The organism is Paenibacillus sp. J31R30 (assembly GCF_059692115.1).
The window spans coordinates 326,301-346,375 of sequence record NZ_JCAUAV010000004.1 but is presented as its reverse complement, the minus strand read 5'-3'; the positions used below and the strand labels follow the sequence as shown (position 1 = coordinate 346,375).

Annotated in this window: 14 protein-coding genes; 10 read left to right on the top strand and 4 right to left on the bottom strand. The window is 48.3% G+C overall.

The window, feature by feature from the left end:
- Positions 1-214: 214 nt before the first annotated feature.
- From AC58QO_RS18430 to AC58QO_RS18405, 6 genes are all read left to right on the top strand, one after another.
- Positions 215-1,660, top strand: coding sequence for a DEAD/DEAH box helicase (locus AC58QO_RS18430; RefSeq protein ID WP_497268037.1), 1,446 nt, complete (start codon positions 215-217; stop codon positions 1,658-1,660).
- A gap of 429 nt (positions 1,661-2,089) precedes the next feature.
- On the top strand, positions 2,090-3,034 hold the full coding sequence (locus AC58QO_RS18425) for a carbohydrate ABC transporter permease (protein ID WP_497268035.1): 945 nt from the start codon (positions 2,090-2,092) through the stop codon (positions 3,032-3,034).
- 16 nt (positions 3,035-3,050) lie between these two features.
- On the top strand, positions 3,051-3,881 hold the full coding sequence (locus AC58QO_RS18420) for a carbohydrate ABC transporter permease (protein WP_497268033.1): 831 nt from the start codon (positions 3,051-3,053) through the stop codon (positions 3,879-3,881).
- Positions 3,882-4,027: 146 nt separating this feature from the next.
- Entirely contained in the window at positions 4,028-5,377 is a 1,350-nt protein-coding gene (locus tag AC58QO_RS18415; RefSeq protein WP_497268031.1) for an ABC transporter substrate-binding protein, read from the top strand.
- Positions 5,378-5,485: 108 nt separating this feature from the next.
- A complete protein-coding gene (locus AC58QO_RS18410; protein WP_497268029.1) occupies positions 5,486-7,276 on the top strand; it encodes a cache domain-containing sensor histidine kinase in 1,791 nt (596 codons plus the stop codon).
- A 3-nt stretch (positions 7,277-7,279) separates the two neighbouring features.
- Complete coding sequence (locus AC58QO_RS18405) at positions 7,280-8,902, top strand: response regulator transcription factor (RefSeq protein WP_497268027.1); 1,623 nt, start codon at positions 7,280-7,282, stop codon at positions 8,900-8,902.
- Between the two features lie 304 nt (positions 8,903-9,206).
- Here AC58QO_RS18405 and AC58QO_RS18400 read toward each other — a convergent pair whose 3' ends face one another.
- The 3 genes from AC58QO_RS18400 to AC58QO_RS18390 form a co-directional block, all read right to left on the bottom strand.
- Positions 9,207-9,806, bottom strand: coding sequence for a hypothetical protein (locus tag AC58QO_RS18400; protein ID WP_497268025.1), 600 nt, complete (start codon positions 9,804-9,806; stop codon positions 9,207-9,209).
- Between the two features lie 109 nt (positions 9,807-9,915).
- The gene (locus tag AC58QO_RS18395; protein WP_497268023.1) at positions 9,916-10,059 is read right to left on the bottom strand and encodes a hypothetical protein; all 144 of its coding nucleotides are present in this window, start codon (positions 10,057-10,059) and stop codon (positions 9,916-9,918) included.
- Between the two features lie 113 nt (positions 10,060-10,172).
- The gene (locus AC58QO_RS18390) at positions 10,173-10,469 is read right to left on the bottom strand and encodes an ArsR/SmtB family transcription factor (RefSeq protein ID WP_497268021.1); all 297 of its coding nucleotides are present in this window, start codon (positions 10,467-10,469) and stop codon (positions 10,173-10,175) included.
- A gap of 185 nt (positions 10,470-10,654) precedes the next feature.
- Here AC58QO_RS18390 and AC58QO_RS18385 point away from each other — a divergent pair, with 185 nt between their 5' ends.
- Positions 10,655-11,782: an NADH:flavin oxidoreductase gene (locus AC58QO_RS18385; protein WP_497268019.1), complete on the top strand. Its 1,128-nt coding sequence runs from the start codon at positions 10,655-10,657 to the stop codon at positions 11,780-11,782.
- Positions 11,783-11,839: 57 nt separating this feature from the next.
- Here the strand turns inward: AC58QO_RS18385 and AC58QO_RS18380 are convergent, their stop codons facing one another.
- Positions 11,840-13,681, bottom strand: a complete 1,842-nt coding sequence (locus tag AC58QO_RS18380) for an AbfB domain-containing protein (RefSeq protein ID WP_497268156.1) — start codon at positions 13,679-13,681, stop codon at positions 11,840-11,842.
- A 410-nt stretch (positions 13,682-14,091) separates the two neighbouring features.
- On the opposite strand from AC58QO_RS18380, the gene AC58QO_RS18375 reads away from it, so the two are divergent.
- From AC58QO_RS18375 to AC58QO_RS18365, 3 genes are all read left to right on the top strand, one after another.
- Positions 14,092-17,382: an OmpL47-type beta-barrel domain-containing protein gene (locus AC58QO_RS18375; protein WP_497268017.1), complete on the top strand. Its 3,291-nt coding sequence runs from the start codon at positions 14,092-14,094 to the stop codon at positions 17,380-17,382.
- Positions 17,383-17,852: 470 nt separating this feature from the next.
- Positions 17,853-19,061, top strand: a complete 1,209-nt coding sequence (locus tag AC58QO_RS18370) for a multidrug effflux MFS transporter (RefSeq protein WP_497268015.1) — start codon at positions 17,853-17,855, stop codon at positions 19,059-19,061.
- Between the two features lie 99 nt (positions 19,062-19,160).
- A complete protein-coding gene (locus AC58QO_RS18365) occupies positions 19,161-20,012 on the top strand; it encodes a hypothetical protein (RefSeq protein WP_497268013.1) in 852 nt (283 codons plus the stop codon).
- Positions 20,013-20,075: the final 63 nt, after the last annotated feature.

Sequence of the window (20,075 nt, the reverse complement as noted above, 5' to 3'; positions counted from 1 at the left end):
CTTCATGACCTTAATATACCGATTAATGTGTGAGCTAACCATCGATATATCAACGTCTAAAGTGACAATTTTGTCATGTTGCTGGAGACGCAGCCATGACCAACAAGAATCCTTTCTTATAAGGGAGATGAGGAACAAGAATGTGTCGTTTTTTTCTTTTCCGTCTCAAGATGTAGTAGAATAGAGCCACAGCAACAAGAAGGGGAGTCAAATCGTGACGACAAGAAGTTTTAATGATTATCAACTAAGTGAGGATATTACTCGCGCGCTAACCACACTAGGTTACACGCAGCCGACGGATGTGCAGCATAAGGTAATTCCAATCGCGCTGCAAGAGCGGGACCTCACCGTCAAATCGCGCACGGGAAGCGGGAAGACTGCGGCGTTCGGGATACCAATCTGTGAGCTGGTAGAGTGGGAAGAGAATAGACCGCAGGCACTGATTCTGACGCCAACACGTGAGCTTGCTGATCAAGTGAAGCAGGATATGACGAACATCGGACGCTTTAAGCGGATTAAGGCTGTGGCGCTGTACGGAAAGCAGCCATTTGCCAAGCAGAAGATAGAACTGCACCAGAAATGCCATGTGGTCGTCGGTACACCAGGACGAGTGCTGGATCATATTCAGAAAGGAACGTTGGACGTCGAGCGTCTGAAGTATCTGGTCATTGATGAGGCTGACGAAATGCTGCGGATGGGCTTCATTGAGCAGGTGGGAGCGATCATCGATGAGCTGCCGACGGATCGGATGACGATGCTCTTCTCGGCAACCTTGCCTAAGGATGTGGAGCAGCTGTGCCATCAGTACCTGCGCAAGCCGATCGATATCGAGATCGAAACGCCGGAAGCTGCGAAGGTTCAGATCGAGCATTCTCTCATCACCGTTCGGGAAAATGAGAAATGGCCATTGCTTCAGAATGTGCTCGTGATGGAGAATCCAGATAACTGTATCATCTTCTGCCGGACACAAGAGCATGTGGACAAGCTCTATTCGCTTCTGGATCAGTTAGATTTTCCGTGTGATAAGATTCACGGCGGCATGGTACAGGATGATCGCTTCCTCGTGATGAATGCGTTCAAGCGCGGGGAGTTCCGTTTCCTCGTAGCTACGGATGTCGCGGCGCGCGGGATTGATGTGGAGGACATCACGCATGTCATCAACTATGATCTCCCGATGGAGAAGGAGAGCTACGTTCACCGGATCGGTCGGACAGGACGGGCGGGCAAGACAGGCAAGGCGATTACGTTCGTCACGCCGCATGAGGACAAGTTTTTGGCGGACATCGAGGGCTATCTTGGCTTCGAGATCCCGAGGACGGATGCACCCGATTCGGAGGAAGTTGCCGCGAAGCAAGCTGCCTTTGATCAGAAGATGCAGGCGACGCCTGTCATCAAGCGGGATCGCAGCGACCAATTGAATAAGGGCATCATGAAGCTCTATTTTAACGGTGGCAAAAAGAAGAAGATTCGCGCCGTCGACTTTGTCGGCACCCTCGCTAAAATAGAAGGCGTCACCGCTGATGACATCGGCATCATCACAATTCTGGATAATGTGTCGTATGTCGACATTTTGAATGGAAAAGGGCCGATGGTGCTCAAGATCATGAAGAACACGACCATCAAGGGTAAATTGTTGAAGGTGCATGAAGCGAATAAGTAGGGAATGGATGACCAGAAGGCCTTGTGGCTTTCTGGCTTTTTTGATTAGCTCGTGCTGGATGGCTCCTTCGGGACCGATTAGTCCGAAATCGCCTAACAACATTGCCTTAACAACCCCTCATACAAGGAAAATGGGTTAATAATTCGGTAGAATCGGACTATTGGTCATTTATTGAGAGTAATCCTGTGTTAATTCGGAAATATCGGACTACTCGTCATCAGAGATAGCTCTTGGACTGGGGATAGTCGACGAAACCGACTATCTCACCAGCAGAGGAGGCAGCTACGTTCTTTCTCAGCTGTATCCTCCCCCTTTTATAATACGAAACAGCCCCCAGGTTAAAATATTACTCGAAAGGGTCAATTCTGTGACTTAACCGTCAAACGCTCACAAGGTAGACTATAGAAAACACGACATGGGGTGAATTTCATGGCTAACCATATACAATCACAGGCTGGCACGATTTCAACAACGAAAGTGAAGCCGAAACGGTCGAAGCGGCAAATTCGAGAGGATTTGGCCGGATACGCATTTGCAAGTCCCATGTTACTTGGCTTATTGGTATTTACGCTATTTCCGATTATCGCATCGTTCATCCTAAGCTTCACGAATTGGAATTTCGTTGCTGGGTTTTCCAAGGTGAAATTTCTCGGGTTGGACAACTTTATCAAGCTCTTTCATGATAGCGTCTTTCTACTTTCCCTTAAAAATAACATGATCCTGATGATCGTTGTTCCATTAACGCTCATTATTTCCTTAGTATTAGCCGTACTAATTGATAAGCAAGTGTATTTTAAAGGTTTTTTCAAAATCGTCTATTTCATTCCTTACATTTCAAGTGTAGTTGCGGTAGCGATCGTATTCCAAGTGTTGTTTCACCCAACGTACGGGCCAATTAACCAGATGTTGATGGACTGGGGCTTTGCGAATCCGCCGAAATGGCTGGCTGATCCTGACGTCGCGTTGTATTGCGTGATGGGACTCATGGTTTGGATCAGTATTGGGTATAACATGATTATTTTTATGGCGGGTCTGCAATCCATTCCGAAGGATCTATATGAAGCGGCGGATATTGATGGCGCGTCCAAATTCAAGCAATTCTACAGTCTTACAATACCTTTATTGTCACCAACAACGTTCTTCCTTCTCGTATCCGGGATTATTGGAACATTTAAAGCGTTTGATGTCATTTCTGTTCTTACCAATGGTGGCCCTGCGAATTCAACGAGTGTCGTGGTGTATCACCTATACGAAGCCGCCTTTATCAATCTGCAATCCGGTTATGCTTCGGCGATGGCGATTGTGCTGCTAATTCTAGTTCTCTTGATTACGCTAATTCAATGGTTTGGCCAACGTAGATGGGTCAACTACTAAGAATGGAGGAATACCCATGGACAAGAATAAAAGTTTGAAAAAAATAATAGTAACGATCGTGATGTTCGCTTTCGGCATCCTGTTCATGTCGCCATTCCTATGGATGATCTCAGCCTCCATGAAGCCTGAAGCAGATGTGTTTATTTTCCCGATTCAGTGGATACCGAAGCATTGGAATCTTGTTGAAAATTTTAATACCGTTTGGACAAAGTCGAAATTCCCTTTATACTACTGGAACTCCATTAAAGTATCCGTGATTACGACGGCATTATCCGTTCTCTTTTCATCAATGGCAGCTTACGCATTTTCTAAAATCAAGTTCCGCGGCTCCAGCGTTATCTTCGTTATTGTTCTTATCATTTATATGGTCCCTAGTCAGGCAATTCTTGTGCCGCAATTCCTTTTACTTCGCTGGATGCACCTGTACGACACGCATATGGGACTTGTCCTTCTGGGCTCTTTCAGCGTACTAGGTACCTTCATGCTGCGTCAATTCTACCTAGGTATTCATGATGAGTACATGGAATCCGCACGGATTGATGGTGCAGGTCATGCGCGTATCTTCTGGACCATCTGTACACCGCTTGTTCGTCCTGCGATTGCAACGTATGCGATTCTGCGCTTTATCTGGACGTGGAATGATTACCAGAACCCGCTTATTTTCTTAAGAGATAAGTCGTTATTCACGCTTCCGCTCGGCATTCACTCGTTTGCCGACTTGAATGGAGAGTTTTACTCGCTAATTATGGCCGCATCCGTATCTGCGATCTTGCCTTTGCTCATTATTTTCATCATCGGCCAGAAGCAAGTTATCGAAGGTATTTCCGCGGGCGGTGTGAAAGGCTAATCGAACTAGGCAGGCAAGATGTCAAAATAAGAGTGCATGAGGTTAAAATATTGCCTCGTGTGCTCATACCAAGTTTGTTACGATTCGTCATGTAAAGGTTTTCAGGTAGCGAAGCAATATACAAATATCTTCTTGGAGGGGTTCATATGAAAAAGAGTTTACTCGTATTAAGCGGTGTTCTAGCAATCAGTACTGCGCTTGCAGGCTGTGGCAGTAAAAGTGAAGATAAACCGGCTGAAACAGCTGGTGGTGCAGCAACTTCATCAACGAAAGCACCTGTAACAATTAAAGTACAAGCATGGTATACAGAAGCTCAAGGTAACTGGAACAAAACAGTTGAAGCCTACAATGCAACTCATCCGAACGTAAAAGTCGTTTACGAGAGCATGTCCGAGAAGGGCGATTCCCAGGAAGGTATGAAAAAGCTTGATCTACTAGCTGCTTCCGGCGAGCAAATGGACGTTGTTATGTACTCCAGCGCATCCGATTTTGCACAACGTGTAGGTGCAGGGATTCTTGAGCCTCTAGATGCTTACTTAGCAAAAGATAAGATTGTTGTTAAAGACGAGTACAAACTTGATCCTGTTGTAAACGGTAAATACTATGCTTTGCCTGGTAAAATGATCGAATGGTTCGTTCTTTTGAACAAAGACAAATTGGATGCAGCTAAGCTTCCAGTTCCAACAGAATGGACTTGGAATGATTATGCAGAATACGCGAAAAAATTAACATCCGGTGAAGGCGCTGCGAAACAATACGGTTCGTACTTCCACAACTGGAAAGACTACGCTCTTCTAGGTTTGAACAACAATATGGATAACCCGTACCTAGTTAAATCCGATGGTACAGAAAACATTGATAACCCGCAGGTTCGTTTCTCCTTGAACCTACGTAACCAAATGGAAAACGTTGATAAAACATCCGTACCTTACTTCGAAGTTGTTTCGCAAAAGATGGCTTACCGTGACGTATTCTACGCAGGTAAAACAGCTATGCTAGCAACAGGTAACTGGATGGTTGGTGAGCTAGCGCTAAACGCGAAATTCAACACGGTATTTGCTCCGTACCCGAAATATGATGCCAAAGATACGAACGGTCTAACTGAAGTTGGCGCTGACTTCATGGGTGTAGCTGCGAACTCCAAGAACAAACAAGCTGCTTATGACTTCGTTAAATGGTATACAACTGAAGGTATCCAAACACAAGGTCTATTCTTCTCCGGTTGGAAAAAAGCAGATATTAACAAAAACGTTGATGCAATCCTAGCAAGCGGCAAGCCAGAAACAGTAGGTAAGATCGACAAAGCTTCCTTGCTTTCCACTTTGAAAGTAAACAAAGCAACGAAATTGGTTGTTCCTCCAACGTACGCATTGCAACAAGAAAAAGAATACTTGACGCAAGTAGAATTGTTCTTAACAGGCAAGCAAGATCTGGAGAAAACGATCTCAACAGCAAAAGGTAAGCTTGAAGACATCAGAAAGAGCAATGCGAAGTAATCGGTAACGATGAATCCAGCTTTGCTGTTATAATGGATTGAGGAAGCAAGAGGAGGCCGAAGTGGCCCCTCTTTTTCCCATTTTCAACGGGAAAGGCAGGACATCTTCGTGCTAAATTGGCTTCGCGCATTATCGCTGCGTAATAAATTAGTCCTAACAATTCTAATTTGTTTGGTTTTACCGTCGATTGTTTCGATGAATGTATCCAATTTTTTTACAAGAGATGCTGTGCGTACGCAAGTGACAGACAACTCACGAGAATCCATGCGGATTGTGAGTCAGATTGTTTCCTCGCAAATGAAGAACATGCTATATATAATGAACTTCATACAGTTCGACCAGGATCTGCAGGAACCCATTCTGAATTTAAGTCATGTGGATGACCATACCTCGATTGGGGACATTTTTGTAAATAAGAATACGATAGATAAAAGGCTCACAACGGTTATGAGTCCACTTGATAAAATGTATGTTACGTTACTACTCCCGAATGGGCAGTATGTGGCTTCGTTCACTACGATTAATTTCGATCCAAGAACTTTTATGCAGAAAAGTTGGTTTCCAGAAGTCGAACAGATATCTGGTTATAATGTGAAATGGATTGGCGCAGAACCAAACTACAGTAACGGGTCAAATCAGCCTTACTTACTTTCTGCAGCGAAGAAGCTGACTCTGAACGGATTGACAAAGGGCTATGTTATTGTTGGGCTGGAGATGAATGCGCTGCAGCAGTTGTTCAATCAATATGAGAAGACGGAATCCATGGCAATCATTGATGGTCAGGGAAGAATCCTGGTAGACCGCGACAACTCGACGATAGGACAAGCATTTCCCTATTACGACCAATTGCCCGATGAGGATGGTTCGGCTTTCGTGAAGGTAAAAGGGGAAGATTACATCTTACTCAGCAGTCAGATAACGACCGAATGGAAACTTGTCAATTTGACCCCGTATAAGAATGCTGCCCAACAAATCCAATCGTTCCGTAAAACGGATCTAGGGATTCAATTGCTGTTTCTGATTTTGTTCGCGGTGGTACTCCTTTATGTGGTAGGAACGCTGACCAAGCCTATTGCAAAGCTTGTACAAACGGTTGTCCGGATTGAATCAGGACAGTTGAGTGAACGATCTAATATTAGCGGCGGTGATGAAGTAGGTCGGCTTGGTTACGTATTCGACCGCATGATCGACAGGATCGAGCTGACATTGGTTGAAAACCGCAGGGAGCAGGAGCTCAAGCGCAAGGCTGAGCTGGCTATGCTGCAAGCGCAGATTAATCCGCATTTTCTGTTTAATGTACTGAATTCGATTCGATTGAAAATCATGATGAAAGGCGACGAGGAGAACGCGGAGCTGATCAGCTCCTTATCTGCCTTGCTGCGGATGACCATCAATCGGAACAATGCTTATATAACGCTACATGAAGAGATCGGGATCAACGAACACTATGTGCGACTGTTGAATTCGAGGCATGGCGATCGGGTTGTCCTACGCGTATCTGCAGCATCGGATACCTTGCTGATCCAAATTCCACGCTTTCTTTTACAGCCACTCATTGAGAATGCGTATATTCATGGCCTTAAAAGTAAAGCAGGCGAAATAATGATTGCCTCCCGCATTGCTGACGATGGCAGATTACAGGTGGAGATCAAGGATTCTGGTGTAGGTATGACGCCAGAGCGTCTGACAGAGCTGTGTGATCATCTGGGAGCGGCTTCAACGGCCTATATAGAGGAAGAAGCAAGCAGTCCATCCTTGTCTGGCATTGGATTGCAGAATGTGTTTGAACGACTTCGTATGATTTATGGGCATCGATTCGATTACGAGATTGAAAGCACGCTGGGCCACGGAACCCAGATCATTCTACGCTTTCCACAGCAACCCGAGAAGGAGGTGTGACCTATGTACACTGTGATGATTGTAGATGATGATATCCCCGTTCTTGAATTTCTCAAAACGACGATCAATTGGGCAGAGCTGGGCTATCAATTAACTGGTGTTTATGCCAATCCGTTGGAAGCATTGAAGGCAGGACAGCAAGCCAAGACAGATGTGCTGATCAGTGATATCGGGATGCCTGAGATCAATGGGCTGGAGCTGATCAAGTCCCTCCGCGAGGAGGATCCGAACGTGAAAGCAGTAATTCTCTCCTGCCACGACGAATTCCACTACGCGCAGGCGGCGGTTAAGCTTTCGGTGAGTGAATATATTTTGAAGGAAACGATGAATGTCAGCAATATTACCGAGGTGCTGATCAGGCTGAAGGAACAGTTGGATGCGGAGGATCGGCAGCAGTCGAAGAGCCGGAAGCTCGAGAAAGAAGTTTCTCAGCAGCGCGGAGCGTCGAAACGCCAATTTATCCGCAGCACCGTGAATGAGCCATTATTCGATGCTGCGGAGTGGAGTGCCAAAGCGGAGGACTTCGGGATCCAGCTTACGAAGCATGCGGTTCTTCCAGTATTCGGCTATGCCAATCGGGTGAAAGAAGCAAATAGTCGGTTTCAATCGAAGGATTTATTTGAATATACGATTCAGAATATCGTCGAAGAGCTTCTGATCGATCAGAAGGAAGTAACCTTATTCACCTACGATACAGGAGAGATTGTGCTGTTATTTCCGCATTTCTCTGAGCTGCATGTGAACAATAGTCAGAAGATGGAACAGACGCTGCGACAGCTGCAGACGTGTCTGCAGAAGTATGCCAAAATTTCATTTTCCTTCATCACCGGGACGCCTGTGAAGGATGTTCGGGTGTTGAAGGATCAGTTGATTCGCATGGTGGAAGCCAAGGCGATACGATTCTATATGCCAGAGTCCTCGATCAGCAAGCTTGAGCATATGCGTGATAGCTTCGGAGATGGCGGGGAGCTGCTGGCGCAGTACGCGCAGGCGCTGGATGAGTTTCGCAGTGTGGTTTTCGATGAGCGCGGGGAAGTGATTGAGTCGTTCGTCTCGAAATGGGTCGATTTCATCCAATATAATCGGTTCCGTCCCTTGGAGGTCAAGGATTGGCTGCTCAAAATGATCCTCGACGTACGAATGCGCCTCAAGTCACTGCAGCATTATCAATCGACGTTTTCCTCCGAGTTGCTGCACCATGATGTGCATGAACTGTCCTCCATCCGTGAAATGGAGCTATGGCTCAAGGATTATCTGCAGCAGGCGATCCAATGGGCAGGTCAAGTGTACAGAGAGTCGCATAATCGTGAAATCTTGGAGTGCCAGCGGTTCGTGTACAACCACCTCGATACGAAAATATCCCTCGAGGATGCCGCGGCGCATCTGCACCTGCATCCGAGCTACCTGAGCCGCCTGTTCAAGCGGGAAACTGGCGAGAACTTCATCGAGTACGTAACGCGGATGAAGATGGAGAAGGCGAAGGAACTGCTGGAGATCACCGACAAAAGCGTGGAACAAATCTCCGACATGCTCGGCTACGAGAATAAGAACTACTTCGGCAAGCTGTTCAAGGCGCATACCGGCTTCGTGCCGAATGTGTATCGGGGGCAGACGAAGGGGAATTAAGTGGACGCCCCTACGAGCTAAAAGACCCAAACCTGCGAGAGTGCAGGTTTGGGTAACGATGGCACCGAAACTGCAAGGAGCAGTTTCGGTAATAACGACAATGAAAACTGCAAAAGTGCAGTTTTTTTGTGTTTTTTCGCCCTTTGGAGGGGCAAAGTTGCAAATAGGCAGTTATTTTTGCTGAAATCGTGGCTAATCAGCATGTGAAGCGAACAAAGTTGCCTATTCGCATCAATTTCCTATTTTTGCTCGATTTGAGAGCGAAAAGGATGCTGTATCGCATTTTTGCGAGAATTGAACAGCCTCACTTCCTCGGTTCCATCCACCGAATCTCCGCTCCAGATAACTTATCGGCGATTAAGGTTCCTTCCCTATCAAAGGCTCGAATCGTCCAATTATCCTCTGTGTATTTATCCACTACGAATAAAGCATAATTGTTGCTAACCGCAGCCACGTGATAATGATCAGGGTTTGCTTTCACATCATCCAAAGTCAATTTATATGGAACCGAGGGGGTTAATCCTTGCATGTGATTCCCCAGCACGATATAGCTAATCGCTGATTCGGGTGCGGTTCTCACCCCTAGGAGAAAGCTGTCTACGGATCTTGATCCCGACGATATTCCCGTTGCTAGAAAGGGTTTGCCTTCTTCAGTGAAATGACTATTCGAACCTCCACCAAATCGATAGAAGACCCCCAAAAATTGCTCTACTTCAGCAACGCCAAATGTATGAGTATCCACATCTTCATATAGTACTGCTTTTCCATATACCGTTTTTTCGGACATGACGATTTGGACATTGCCGGGCAGTGTGCTAGTGGGAGTTAAGCGATAACCGGTTAACAAGCAGAACAGGGCAATCCCCGTTACAAAAACAGCGCCTACAACGAATAGCTTTTTCAATTTCTCCCTCGCTATCTTTGATTTTATCTGCACTTAATGGAAGTACTCTCATTAAAACGATAAAAATTGGAAAAAGTTGCGCTTCATCATTTCCAGTCCACCTGCTTCGCTAGGTAAACGGGATTATCACACCGATGTTCATGGGGGCAACAATGGTTGTGACGATGCTGCTATCTGGTGTATTAAAAAACGTAATCTCACTCGTACCGCTATACGTAATCGCAGGTGTAGTCTTCCTCTCGGGTTTAGCCATACTCGCGCCATTGTTTAAGTTAGTGCATAAAAGGTAAATAGAGAGAAACGTCATTCTAACAAAAAGAGATGGCAGCTATCGCCATCTCTTTTATTTCAAAAATTTGTTGCGGTTCACTCCGAAATCTCCTGTTCCTCAGAACTCTCATAAGCACTAAGAATCGCATTCAGCAGACCTGGGAATCGTTCTTCTAAATCATCCTTTCGCAAGGACAAGAAGCGTTGAGTCCCCTGTACGCGGACGTTTACAACGCCGGCTTCACGCATCGTGCGTACATGATGGGACATGGTTGACTTCACAATGGCAACCTCTATGCCACCACAGGTACATTCTCCTAATTTGCGGATTTCCGAGACGATGGATAGCCGGACGGGATCGCTTAACGCATAGAGGACGGATGAGAGATGCATATCCTTTTTGTCTGGGTGAAATAGTATTTTCAGGATGCTTCCTCCTTGTGTAGGCGTAGTGATTGCATTTTAACATACTTCATGCTATATTTCTATTGTTCGATAATAATCGAACTAATGATTTGAATGCTTTGAACGTATGTCACTGAAGTAACCAAATAGAAATATGGAGTGGAGGAACCGCTATGACGAATCCCAATATAAGTCAAAAGACGCAATCTGTCGAGGCGTTGTTCAAGCCTTTTACACTAGGAAATCTTAGCTTAACGAATCGAGTCGTGATGGCGCCGATGACGCGGGCCTTCTCGCCAAATGGTGTCCCTGGGCAGGACGTGGTGGACTATTACCGCCGCCGCGCGGAGAATGGCGTTGGTCTTATTATTACCGAAGGTACGCTGATCAATCACCCAGCGGCAACGGATACTCCAAGCGTCCCTAACTTCCATGGCGAAGAGGCGCTGGCGGGCTGGAAACGTGTAGCTGATGCTGTGCACGAAGCGGGAGGACGCATCATGCCTCAGCTCTGGCATATCGGGATGACTCGCCCAAATGGTTCACTACCGCATCCAGAAGCACTATCGATTGGACCATCAGGCCGCAATTTAGCAGGCGAACAAGTGAATGAGCCGATGACGCAAGCGGAAATTGATCAAGTCGTGCAAGCCTACGCACAAGCAGCAGCCGATGCGAAACGGATTGGCTTTGACGGCATCGAGCTACACGGCGCCCATGGCTACCTAATCGATCAATTCCTATGGGAGAAAACGAATCAACGCACGGATAAGTACGGTGGCAGTCTACTGGCTCGTACACGGTTTGCGGTCGAGATCATCGAGGCTTGCCGCCGCGCTGTCGGACCTGATTTTCCGATTATGATTAGGCTTTCGCAGTGGAAATCGGCCGAATATACAGCTAAGCTTGCCGCCACGCCAGAGCTGCTCGAACAATTGCTTACACCGCTTGTGGAAGCAGGCGTAGATATATTCCACTGCTCGACCCGCAGATTTTGGGAACCCGAGTTTGAAGGATCTAGCCTTAATTTTGCAGGCTGGGTGAAGAAGTTAACGGGCAAGCCGACGATCACCGTAGGATCGGTCAGTCTAGACGATGAATTCTTGGGCTCCTTCCGCGGAAAAAGCGCAGGCACGGCCGACATCAACGAACTGCTTGTTCGCCTAGAGCAGAATGAGTTCGATCTCGTTGCCGTCGGGCGCGCGCTGTTGGTTGACCCTGCTTGGGCTGACAAGGTTCGTGGCGGTCGGTTTAATGAATTGCTGCCATTTACACCTGACGCGTTGAAACGGTTGTACTGATTCGGCTCCATGTACAGAAAAAGAGATGACATCGCTGTCATCTCTTTTTGCATTCACTCAGTAATTCGTACGCGCAAACGTCGCATCACTCTTCACGGTTGCAGTGCTTGAAGCGTTGATGACCTCCGCGCGCAGCACATAATTGTAATGGCGGATGTAGTAGGTAGGCGCGCTATAGGATTGGAACGAGACCTTGCTGCTATCTGCCCATCCAGCTACGAGGTTGAACGTTGCATCCTGATTAAAGGCAGTCGTGCCGTCAAATTGAGCAAGGACGATCTGATTGCTGGCGTTTTTGCGGATGAAATAGCCTGGGAAATTCATGGACTCCAGTGAAACGCTAGACGCATTCGCTAAACCTGGCACCACACGGAACTGAGAGTCCAGAGCTGGCGAGACATTCGGATCGACCCGAAGCGTGTAGTTAGAGTGACGGATGAAGTAAGTTGGGAAATTGTGAGACGCAAATTTGCTGTAGCCTGTGGCATCGGCCGTCGATGGTCCGAAGAGACGAACCTCGTATAAGGTTGGCGTATACCAGTTGCTCGGATTGTTGAACAAGACAGCATTCACGAGATTAATCCGTACGTACCGCGTCGTGAAATGTACCTTATCGGTCGTAAAGCCATAGGCGGTATTCGTTGTGCGATCAATCGTGGCGTAATTGACGCCGTCGTTGCTGATCTCGATTTTATACTTGTGATAGCCTTCCGAGCCTTTGTATAAAAACCAGGAGATATCGACCTCTGTAATCGTCTTCGGCGCTCCGAAATCAACCTGCCACCATGCTGGCCATGTGCTGCTGGAAGCAGCCCATGAGCTTTGGGCGTTGCCATCCAGCGCATTGGCAGCGGAAGAAGCGGCTGCGGTTGAGCTTGCCGTTGCTGTTTTGCCCGTGGCGTGATTGACGTGAGATGGCAGTGTGACGGTGCCGGTTACCGCGTCAATGTTCCAAGAGCTGTACCAGTTCAGCGTGGCTGAAGCGCTCGTATCATTCAGTGTCAGCGGCAGCCAAATGTATTTATGGTCACTTAGATTCAGCGGATTCCAACGGTCAGCCATATAGATGTAGCTGGTAGTCGAGCTGCCTGTGACCGTCATGATATTCTCGATTTGTGTGGCGTAAGCCGCGGGATCTCCAAACGGCGAAAGCGCAGACCATGTTCCCGTCATGGACGAAGTCGTCGCATAAGCTCCCTGATTCGGATACCAGCCGGAAGCCTGTGAGGTGAACAGGTAGTACGTATTGTTCTTTTTCACGACAGCAGGCGCTTCACGATAGCCGTTCTCAAAAATCCAGCCAACGAAGGAAGACACATTTGTATAGCTGGAATTTAGCTGGAAGATAGCCATGGTGTCGTTGGCGCCGCCGTTTTTGCGGGAAGCTGTCACGAGGTAGGCTGAACCGTTGGTGTCAGCAAACACCGTCATATCGCGGGATTCATAGTTAAGAGGGCGGAAGCTGCCTTGGTAGGTGAAGTTTCCATTGGGTGTTGAGCTCGTAGCAACAGCTACGCGGCCTAAGCTATAATCGGTGCCATTTTCATAATGTGCCCATAAAACATACATGCCAGTTGAGGCATTGTAGATGACTTTCGGACGCTCGATTTTACTGGAATTGAGTTCGGCTGCTGAATTTTTCGTGAGGATGGCGTTGCTGAAAGTCCAATTCTTGAGATCCGTTGAGGTATACACGTTTACACTATCGAACGTTCCGCTCACCGCATGCTCGCCGTACCAATAATACGTCGACCCCACCTTCAAAATATTGCCGCTTCTCGCTTGGATCTCGTTACCCGCCGTATCTGTCCAGGCTGTTCCATTCGAGATGGTGACACTTGCCGCGCTTGCTTGATGCGGGACTAGAGCCAAAAACAAGGCAGCCAACAATGCATACATCAGGGCGATGAGCGTACGTCTCGTGTAGATATTCATTCGTTAATTTCCTCCTTCAACGATGGGGATGACCGTTCTCAACATTCCTGAGGGCTGGTCTCTACTTTATCGTACGCTCGGTTGTAAGCGGTTACAACTGAACGAAAGTGATATTCATGAACAATGTTGCGGAGTGGAGAGTGAAGTTTGCATAGGTAACTATAAATAACTGATTTGCGAATGCCCTCGCATTTGGAAAAGAAACTAGTTCTTTGGTTTTCTGCACAAATTTCCATGTCTTTACAATAAAATAGCAAATTTTGCAATTCTCCTATGGTAGAATGAGGTGGTTCTTAGATAGCTTGTCTGTCCGATAAGCTGCTGCTTATTTAGAAAGGTTTTGACTCAGCAAATTAGGCTAAGGAGGAATTGTAATGAGTAGGCTCAAAGGATGGAAGTCAAGATTATGGAAGACAACGTTGGCGTTGACAGTAGCTATACCGTTCCAAGTGCTGGCGACAAGCAGCTGGCAGGCAGTGAAGGCGGAGGGACCGACAGATCCAGCGCCGTTCATCGAAGCCAAGGTTGTGAATGGCAATGCAGGAAAGAAAGTGCTTTTCGACAACACACACGAGCAGACGGCAGGAGCAGCGGACTGGGTCATTGATGGGGCTTTTTCGGACTTCGGGAACGCGTTAGCGAATAATGGCTATTATGTCAAAGAGCTGCGCAAAACGACGCCAATTACGTTGGCTGATTTGAGCGGTTATGATGTTTTTGTGGTAGCGGAGTCCAATGTTCCGTACAAAACAAGTGAGCAAGCAGCACTTTCCCAATATGTGCAGGGTGGCGGCAGTATTTTCTTCATCGGCGATCACTACAATGCCGACCGTAACAAAAACCGCTGGGATGGCTCCGAGGTGTTCAATGGGTACCGCCGAGGTGCCTGGACGAATCCAGCAGCAGGAATGAGCGCGGAAGAGGCGTCTTCCTCCGCTATGCAGGATGTAGCAAGCTCGGATTGGCTGGCGACGCAGTTTGGTCTGCGTTTTCGCTATAACGCTCTCGGCGACATTAATGCGAATAATATCGTTGCGCCTGCGCAAGCTTTTGGCATCACGACAGGTGTCTCCAGTGTAGCAATGCACGCAGGTTCCACCCTGGCTATTATCGATCCAACGAAAGCGAAGGGCATCGTGTACTTGCCGCAAACGAATGAGGCTTGGGCAAATGCGGTTGATCAAGGTGTCTACAACGGTGGCGGAGTAGCAGAGGGACCTTATGTGGCTGTCTCGAAAGCAGGCGCAGGGAAGGCGGCCTTCATCGGTGACTCCTCACCAGTCGAGGATGCAACGCCGAAATATGTCCGCGAGGATACAGGCGCGAAGAAGACGACGTATGATGGTTTTAAAGAAGTGGATGACGGAACGCTGCTTGTGAATATGGTGAACTGGCTTTCTACCAAAGAAAGCTATACCAGCTTCTCTGAAGTCAGCGGCTTACAGCTTGACCAGCCGACAGCTTTATTGCCTTTTGAAGCGCCGGCGGCATCGACGGAACCACAGCCTGAGCCTTGGGCGGCGCCGAACGCTGGCTACAAATGGTACGACCGCAGCACCTTTAAGCCAAGTTCCTATGGCGGACCTGCAGCAACGGCGAACACCACTTACAGCTTCGTAAAACAAGCGGTATTGCCGAATGCGGCCGACTTCCCTGTAAGGGTCGTTGTGGATAACTTACCTCCTTCGACAACGGTAACGGGCTTCTCCCTTGGTATCTATCTGGTCAGCGGTGGTTCACAAATCGCCAAGGTGCAGAATGCCGATGGCACTTGGCCAACAGCTTATGGGTATAGCTCGACGTTCAGCGTAACGGCGGATATCAACGGGCACGCAACCAAGGATCTGAATGTACGCGTTCTGCCAGGCACGACGGCTCCGGCTAATCTGCGATTGCGTATCAATGGTTCTAATATCAAAACGGAGAGTGTCACCTTAGGAAACGTCCCCGCAGAAAACTTGCCAGAAGAGCAGAACCCGATTCCAGCCAAAATCACCATCTCCGAAGCACGTGCGAAAGCAGCAGGTACGTTGGTGACAGTTGAGGGTGTTGTTACGACGGAGCCGGGAGCTTTCGGCGGGCAGGCCTTCTACTTACAAGATGCGACTGGCGGCCTGTATGTGTTCCAAAGCTTGAGTGGATTCCACACAGGCGATTCAGTAAAACTGACGGCTTCTACCGCGCTTTTTAACACGGAGTTTGAGCTGACAGATCCTGTTGAAATCACCAAAACAGGCGTCGCTGCGCTCCCAACACCAACGCCAGTATCCGCTGTGACAGCGGACAATCAAGGCCAGCTCCTCACACTTAGCGATGTGACAATCAGCAATATCATCACGGCATCGCCGACGGGTTCTTTTGAATTCGACGCTGTCAAAGGCGAGGTCAGCAATCACATTCGTGTCGATACACGAACAGGTTTATCCTTAAGCACCTTCCCCTACACAGCTGGTCAAAAGGTGACGATTCAAGGTGTTGGCGCTATTTTCAAAGGTGTCTACCAATTGAAGCCACGGGGCTTGAGCGATTTCAGCATGACGGCTGATAGTACAGCACCTGTAACTACAGCTGCTTTATCGAGCACTCCGAATGGAGCAGGTTGGTTCAAGGATGACGTTACCGTTACGTTAACTGCGGTAGATGATCAAGCGGGTGCAGTGATCACCCAATATGCCATGAATGGTGGAGCTTCAGCTACCTATACAGCGCCAGTGACTATCGGGAGCGAGGGCACAACAACGTTGAGCTACGGATCTACGGATGCAGCGGGCAATGCGGAAGTGGCTCAATCCCTGCAAGTGCAGCTGGATAAAACAGCGCCAGCAGCGACCCTAACCGAGTCGGGGCATGCGGTAACGGATGTGACGAACACGACTTCGGTGAGATTCGACTTGGCTAGCAATGATGCGATTTCAGGTGTTGCGGAGCAAACTCTGACCTTGGATGGCAATGCCATTACAAGTGGTCAAACGATTGCCGCAGGTAGTCTGGCAGTAGGTCCTCACACAGTGGCATACACTGTAGTGGATGCAGCAGGTAACAAGGCGAGCGCGTCGCAAATATTTAACGTGGTTAAGCCATTATCCCTTGGCGTACCTGGTCAGCCCGTTTTATCCTCCAATAACGGCTATTCGGGTCTAAAAGATGGCAACTACACAGTCACCATGAACATGTGGTGGGGGAATAATGGTACGATTTTCAAACTATATGAAAACGGCGTTCTCATCAGCACGAAAACACTAGCAGATGCCTCTCCGGCGGCTCAAAGCGTCAAAGTGGATGTATCTGGTAAACCAAACGGCACTTATACGTACACAAGTGAACTTATCAATTTCTTCGGCACGACAGTTAGTCAGCCCCTCGTTGTAACCATCACAGACGCATCCCCAGGTAAGCCTGTCTTATCGCAGAATAATTGGGATGGAGATGGCAACTACCAAGTGAGCACGAACATGTGGTGGGGGACAAATGCAACAGGGTATCGCCTCTACGAGAATGGTGTGGTTATCGATAGCAAAAGCTTACAGGCCGCTTCTCCTAGCGCCCAAAGCTCAGTAACAGCTATTGCTGGTCGGGGTATTGGCGCTTATCAATATCGCGTGGAGCTGTTCAATGCTGCTGGCGTGACATCCAGCGATGTGTTGACAGTGACGGTTACGAAGTAGCTGGATGCACAGAAGCTGAAGGCACCTAAGCTAATGGTACAGAGCATGAATAACAGCCCTTCTGGTCATGGACCGGAGGGGCTGTTACTTGTTTCAGCTGAGGGAACCTCAGACGAACTCGAACAGCTCCACTACTCCACCCACTTGCTTCATCCATCCGACCAGCTCCAGGAAGGGAACGAGAGGACGCTATTTCGCGAAATAGCGCGTTTTTAGAGCTGTTGGGGAACGAGAGTGTGCTAATTTGCATGAAAAGGGGGGATTTTATGCGGAAATGGCCAAATAGCGTCCATACGTTCCCTTTTATAACGCAAAGTGTAGTTTTAGTCCCAATTAGCCGTACTTACGTTCCCTCTGGCGTCCGAGCAGAGATCACAAGTGGCAGGTTTTCCCTTCAGGCGAACCATCTAGACAAAAGTCTATCCCAGTGGTAGGTTAAATGAATTACTTAGGAAAGTTTGTGATCTCTTATGTCGATTGCTTCGCAATCCAAAGAAATAGCGAGCGGCAGCCGATTATGGATGGTGCTAGTGCTCGGTTTACTCGCATCCTTCGGACCGCTTTCTCTAGATATGTATCTACCTGCGCTGCCCGTCATTGCGGATGATCTCCATACGACAACTTCGCTCGCACAAATGAGCCTAACCGCCTGCATGCTCGGTCTCTCACTAGGCCAGCTAGTTGCGGGATCAGTGAGTGATGTGCGTGGGAGACGCTTGCCTCTATTAGTAGGACTCTTGGTTTACGGCGCTGCCTCCGCACTTTGTATGGTTGCACCATCGATCTGGGCATTCCTCGTCCTGCGCTTCGTGCAAGGGATGGCGGGAGCCGCAGGGATTGTGATTTCCCGGGCTATCGTTCGTGATATGTACGAAGGGGTGGCGTTGACGAAGTTTTTTGCGCTGCTGATGCTCGTGAATGGTTCGGCTCCTATCCTTGCTCCAATTATCGGGGGCCAGCTGCTGCAATTCACCTCATGGCGCGGTGTGTTCCTTGTACTCAGCTTTATCGGTGTCGCGATGCTCATTATTGTTGTACTTGGGTTAAAAGAAACCCATCCGCCCGAACGCCGCACCAAAGGCGGCCTTACGAACACGCTGCGTATTTTCCGCGGCCTGCTCACAGACCGTTTGTTCATGGGTTATGCGTTAACGCAGGGGCTCGTTTTTGCCGGCATGTTCGCGTATATTTCGGGGTCGCCGTTTGTTTTGCAGGATATTTTTGATGTGTCTCCGCAAATGTTCAGTGTCATCTTCGCCGTGAATGGCGCAGGCGTGATCCTTGCCGGTCAAATAACGGGGCGCCTAGCTGGCAAAGTAAGCAATCACCGTCTATTAGCTGGAGGCTTAGCAATTGCCGTTCTAGGTGGACTGCTGCTGCTCGTTGCAACGCTTAGCGGGGCAGGTCTCTATCTGATTTTGCCGGCGTTCTTCCTCATCGTTTCCTGCATAGGTCCAGTTTCCGTATCAACCTCTTCTCTGGCTCTGCAAAATCAAGGCAAAACAGCCGGCAGCGCCGCAGCCCTGCTAGGTTTGATGACTTTCGTTATCGGTGGCTTAGTAGCGCCGCTTGTTGGTCTTGGCGGCAGCCAAACATCGATTCCATTAGGCATCATCATTGCCGTTATGGAGCTTGGTGCCGTGCTTTGCTTCGTTCTTCTAACGCGAGAAAAAGCGTGAGCAGGGATCACTTTATTTTCGAAAATTCAAAGATTTTTCACAATTAACGTTTATACTGAAGAAGAATCGACCAATTTTTGAAAAAGGTGGGTAACTCGCATGAAGCGCATTCATAAAACGTGGCTTATCGGCACACTGGCAGCTGGCTTATTGATCAGTGGCGGCTTCGTACTTCAGCATAATCAAGTATTTGCAAATGACACAGACACGACGACGTCATCAGTACCTAAGAAGTTTCAGGATAAACATAGATTTGAGAAGCATCCAGCGCCACCGAGAGGCGGTTTTGATTTCGGTAAGGGCGGTTTTGGTGGAGCGATGGATTTTGCATCCATCCTTGGTATCGATAATAGCGTCCTTAAAGCGGAAATTGCTGCGGGTAAAACCATCGTCCAAATCGCGCAGGAGAAAGCCAATCTCAGTGAAGATGCCTTGCTTGCCAAGCTGACAGAAGCAGAGACGAAGAAAATCGATACAGCGCTTAGCGCGGGTAAAATAAAGCAAGAACAAGCGGATAAGCTCAAAGCGGGCCTCGCTGATCGTTTGAAAAAAATCGTCGAAGCCAAGCCTCACGCGATGAACTTCGATAAAAAACCTATGCCTCGCGGAGGCAGCATGCCTAACATGCCTATGCCTGGCGGCGTATGGGGTGCTCCGAAAGAGATCGCTGCCATTCTCGGTATCACCGAGGAAGAATTGGCTGCTGAGCGTAAAGCTGGGAAGTCCCTTGCTGAGATTGCTCAAGCTAAAGGCATCACCGAAGATCAACTGATCGCCAAGCTCAAAGACAATATGACGGATGAGCTGAAAAGCTTTGTTGAACGCAAAGGCGGCGAACGCCCAATGCTCCAACCACGTGGTGACGGTGGTTCGTTCAAAGGGAAGCCCGGCCATGGCGGGGATCGTAGACCAGCACCAGCAGCTCCGACGACGACACCTTCAGCTAGTTAACGCATCGCATTACTGGATAAGTCATTTGCCAATAAAGGAATAGCGAAAGGTTGCCGCATTCGA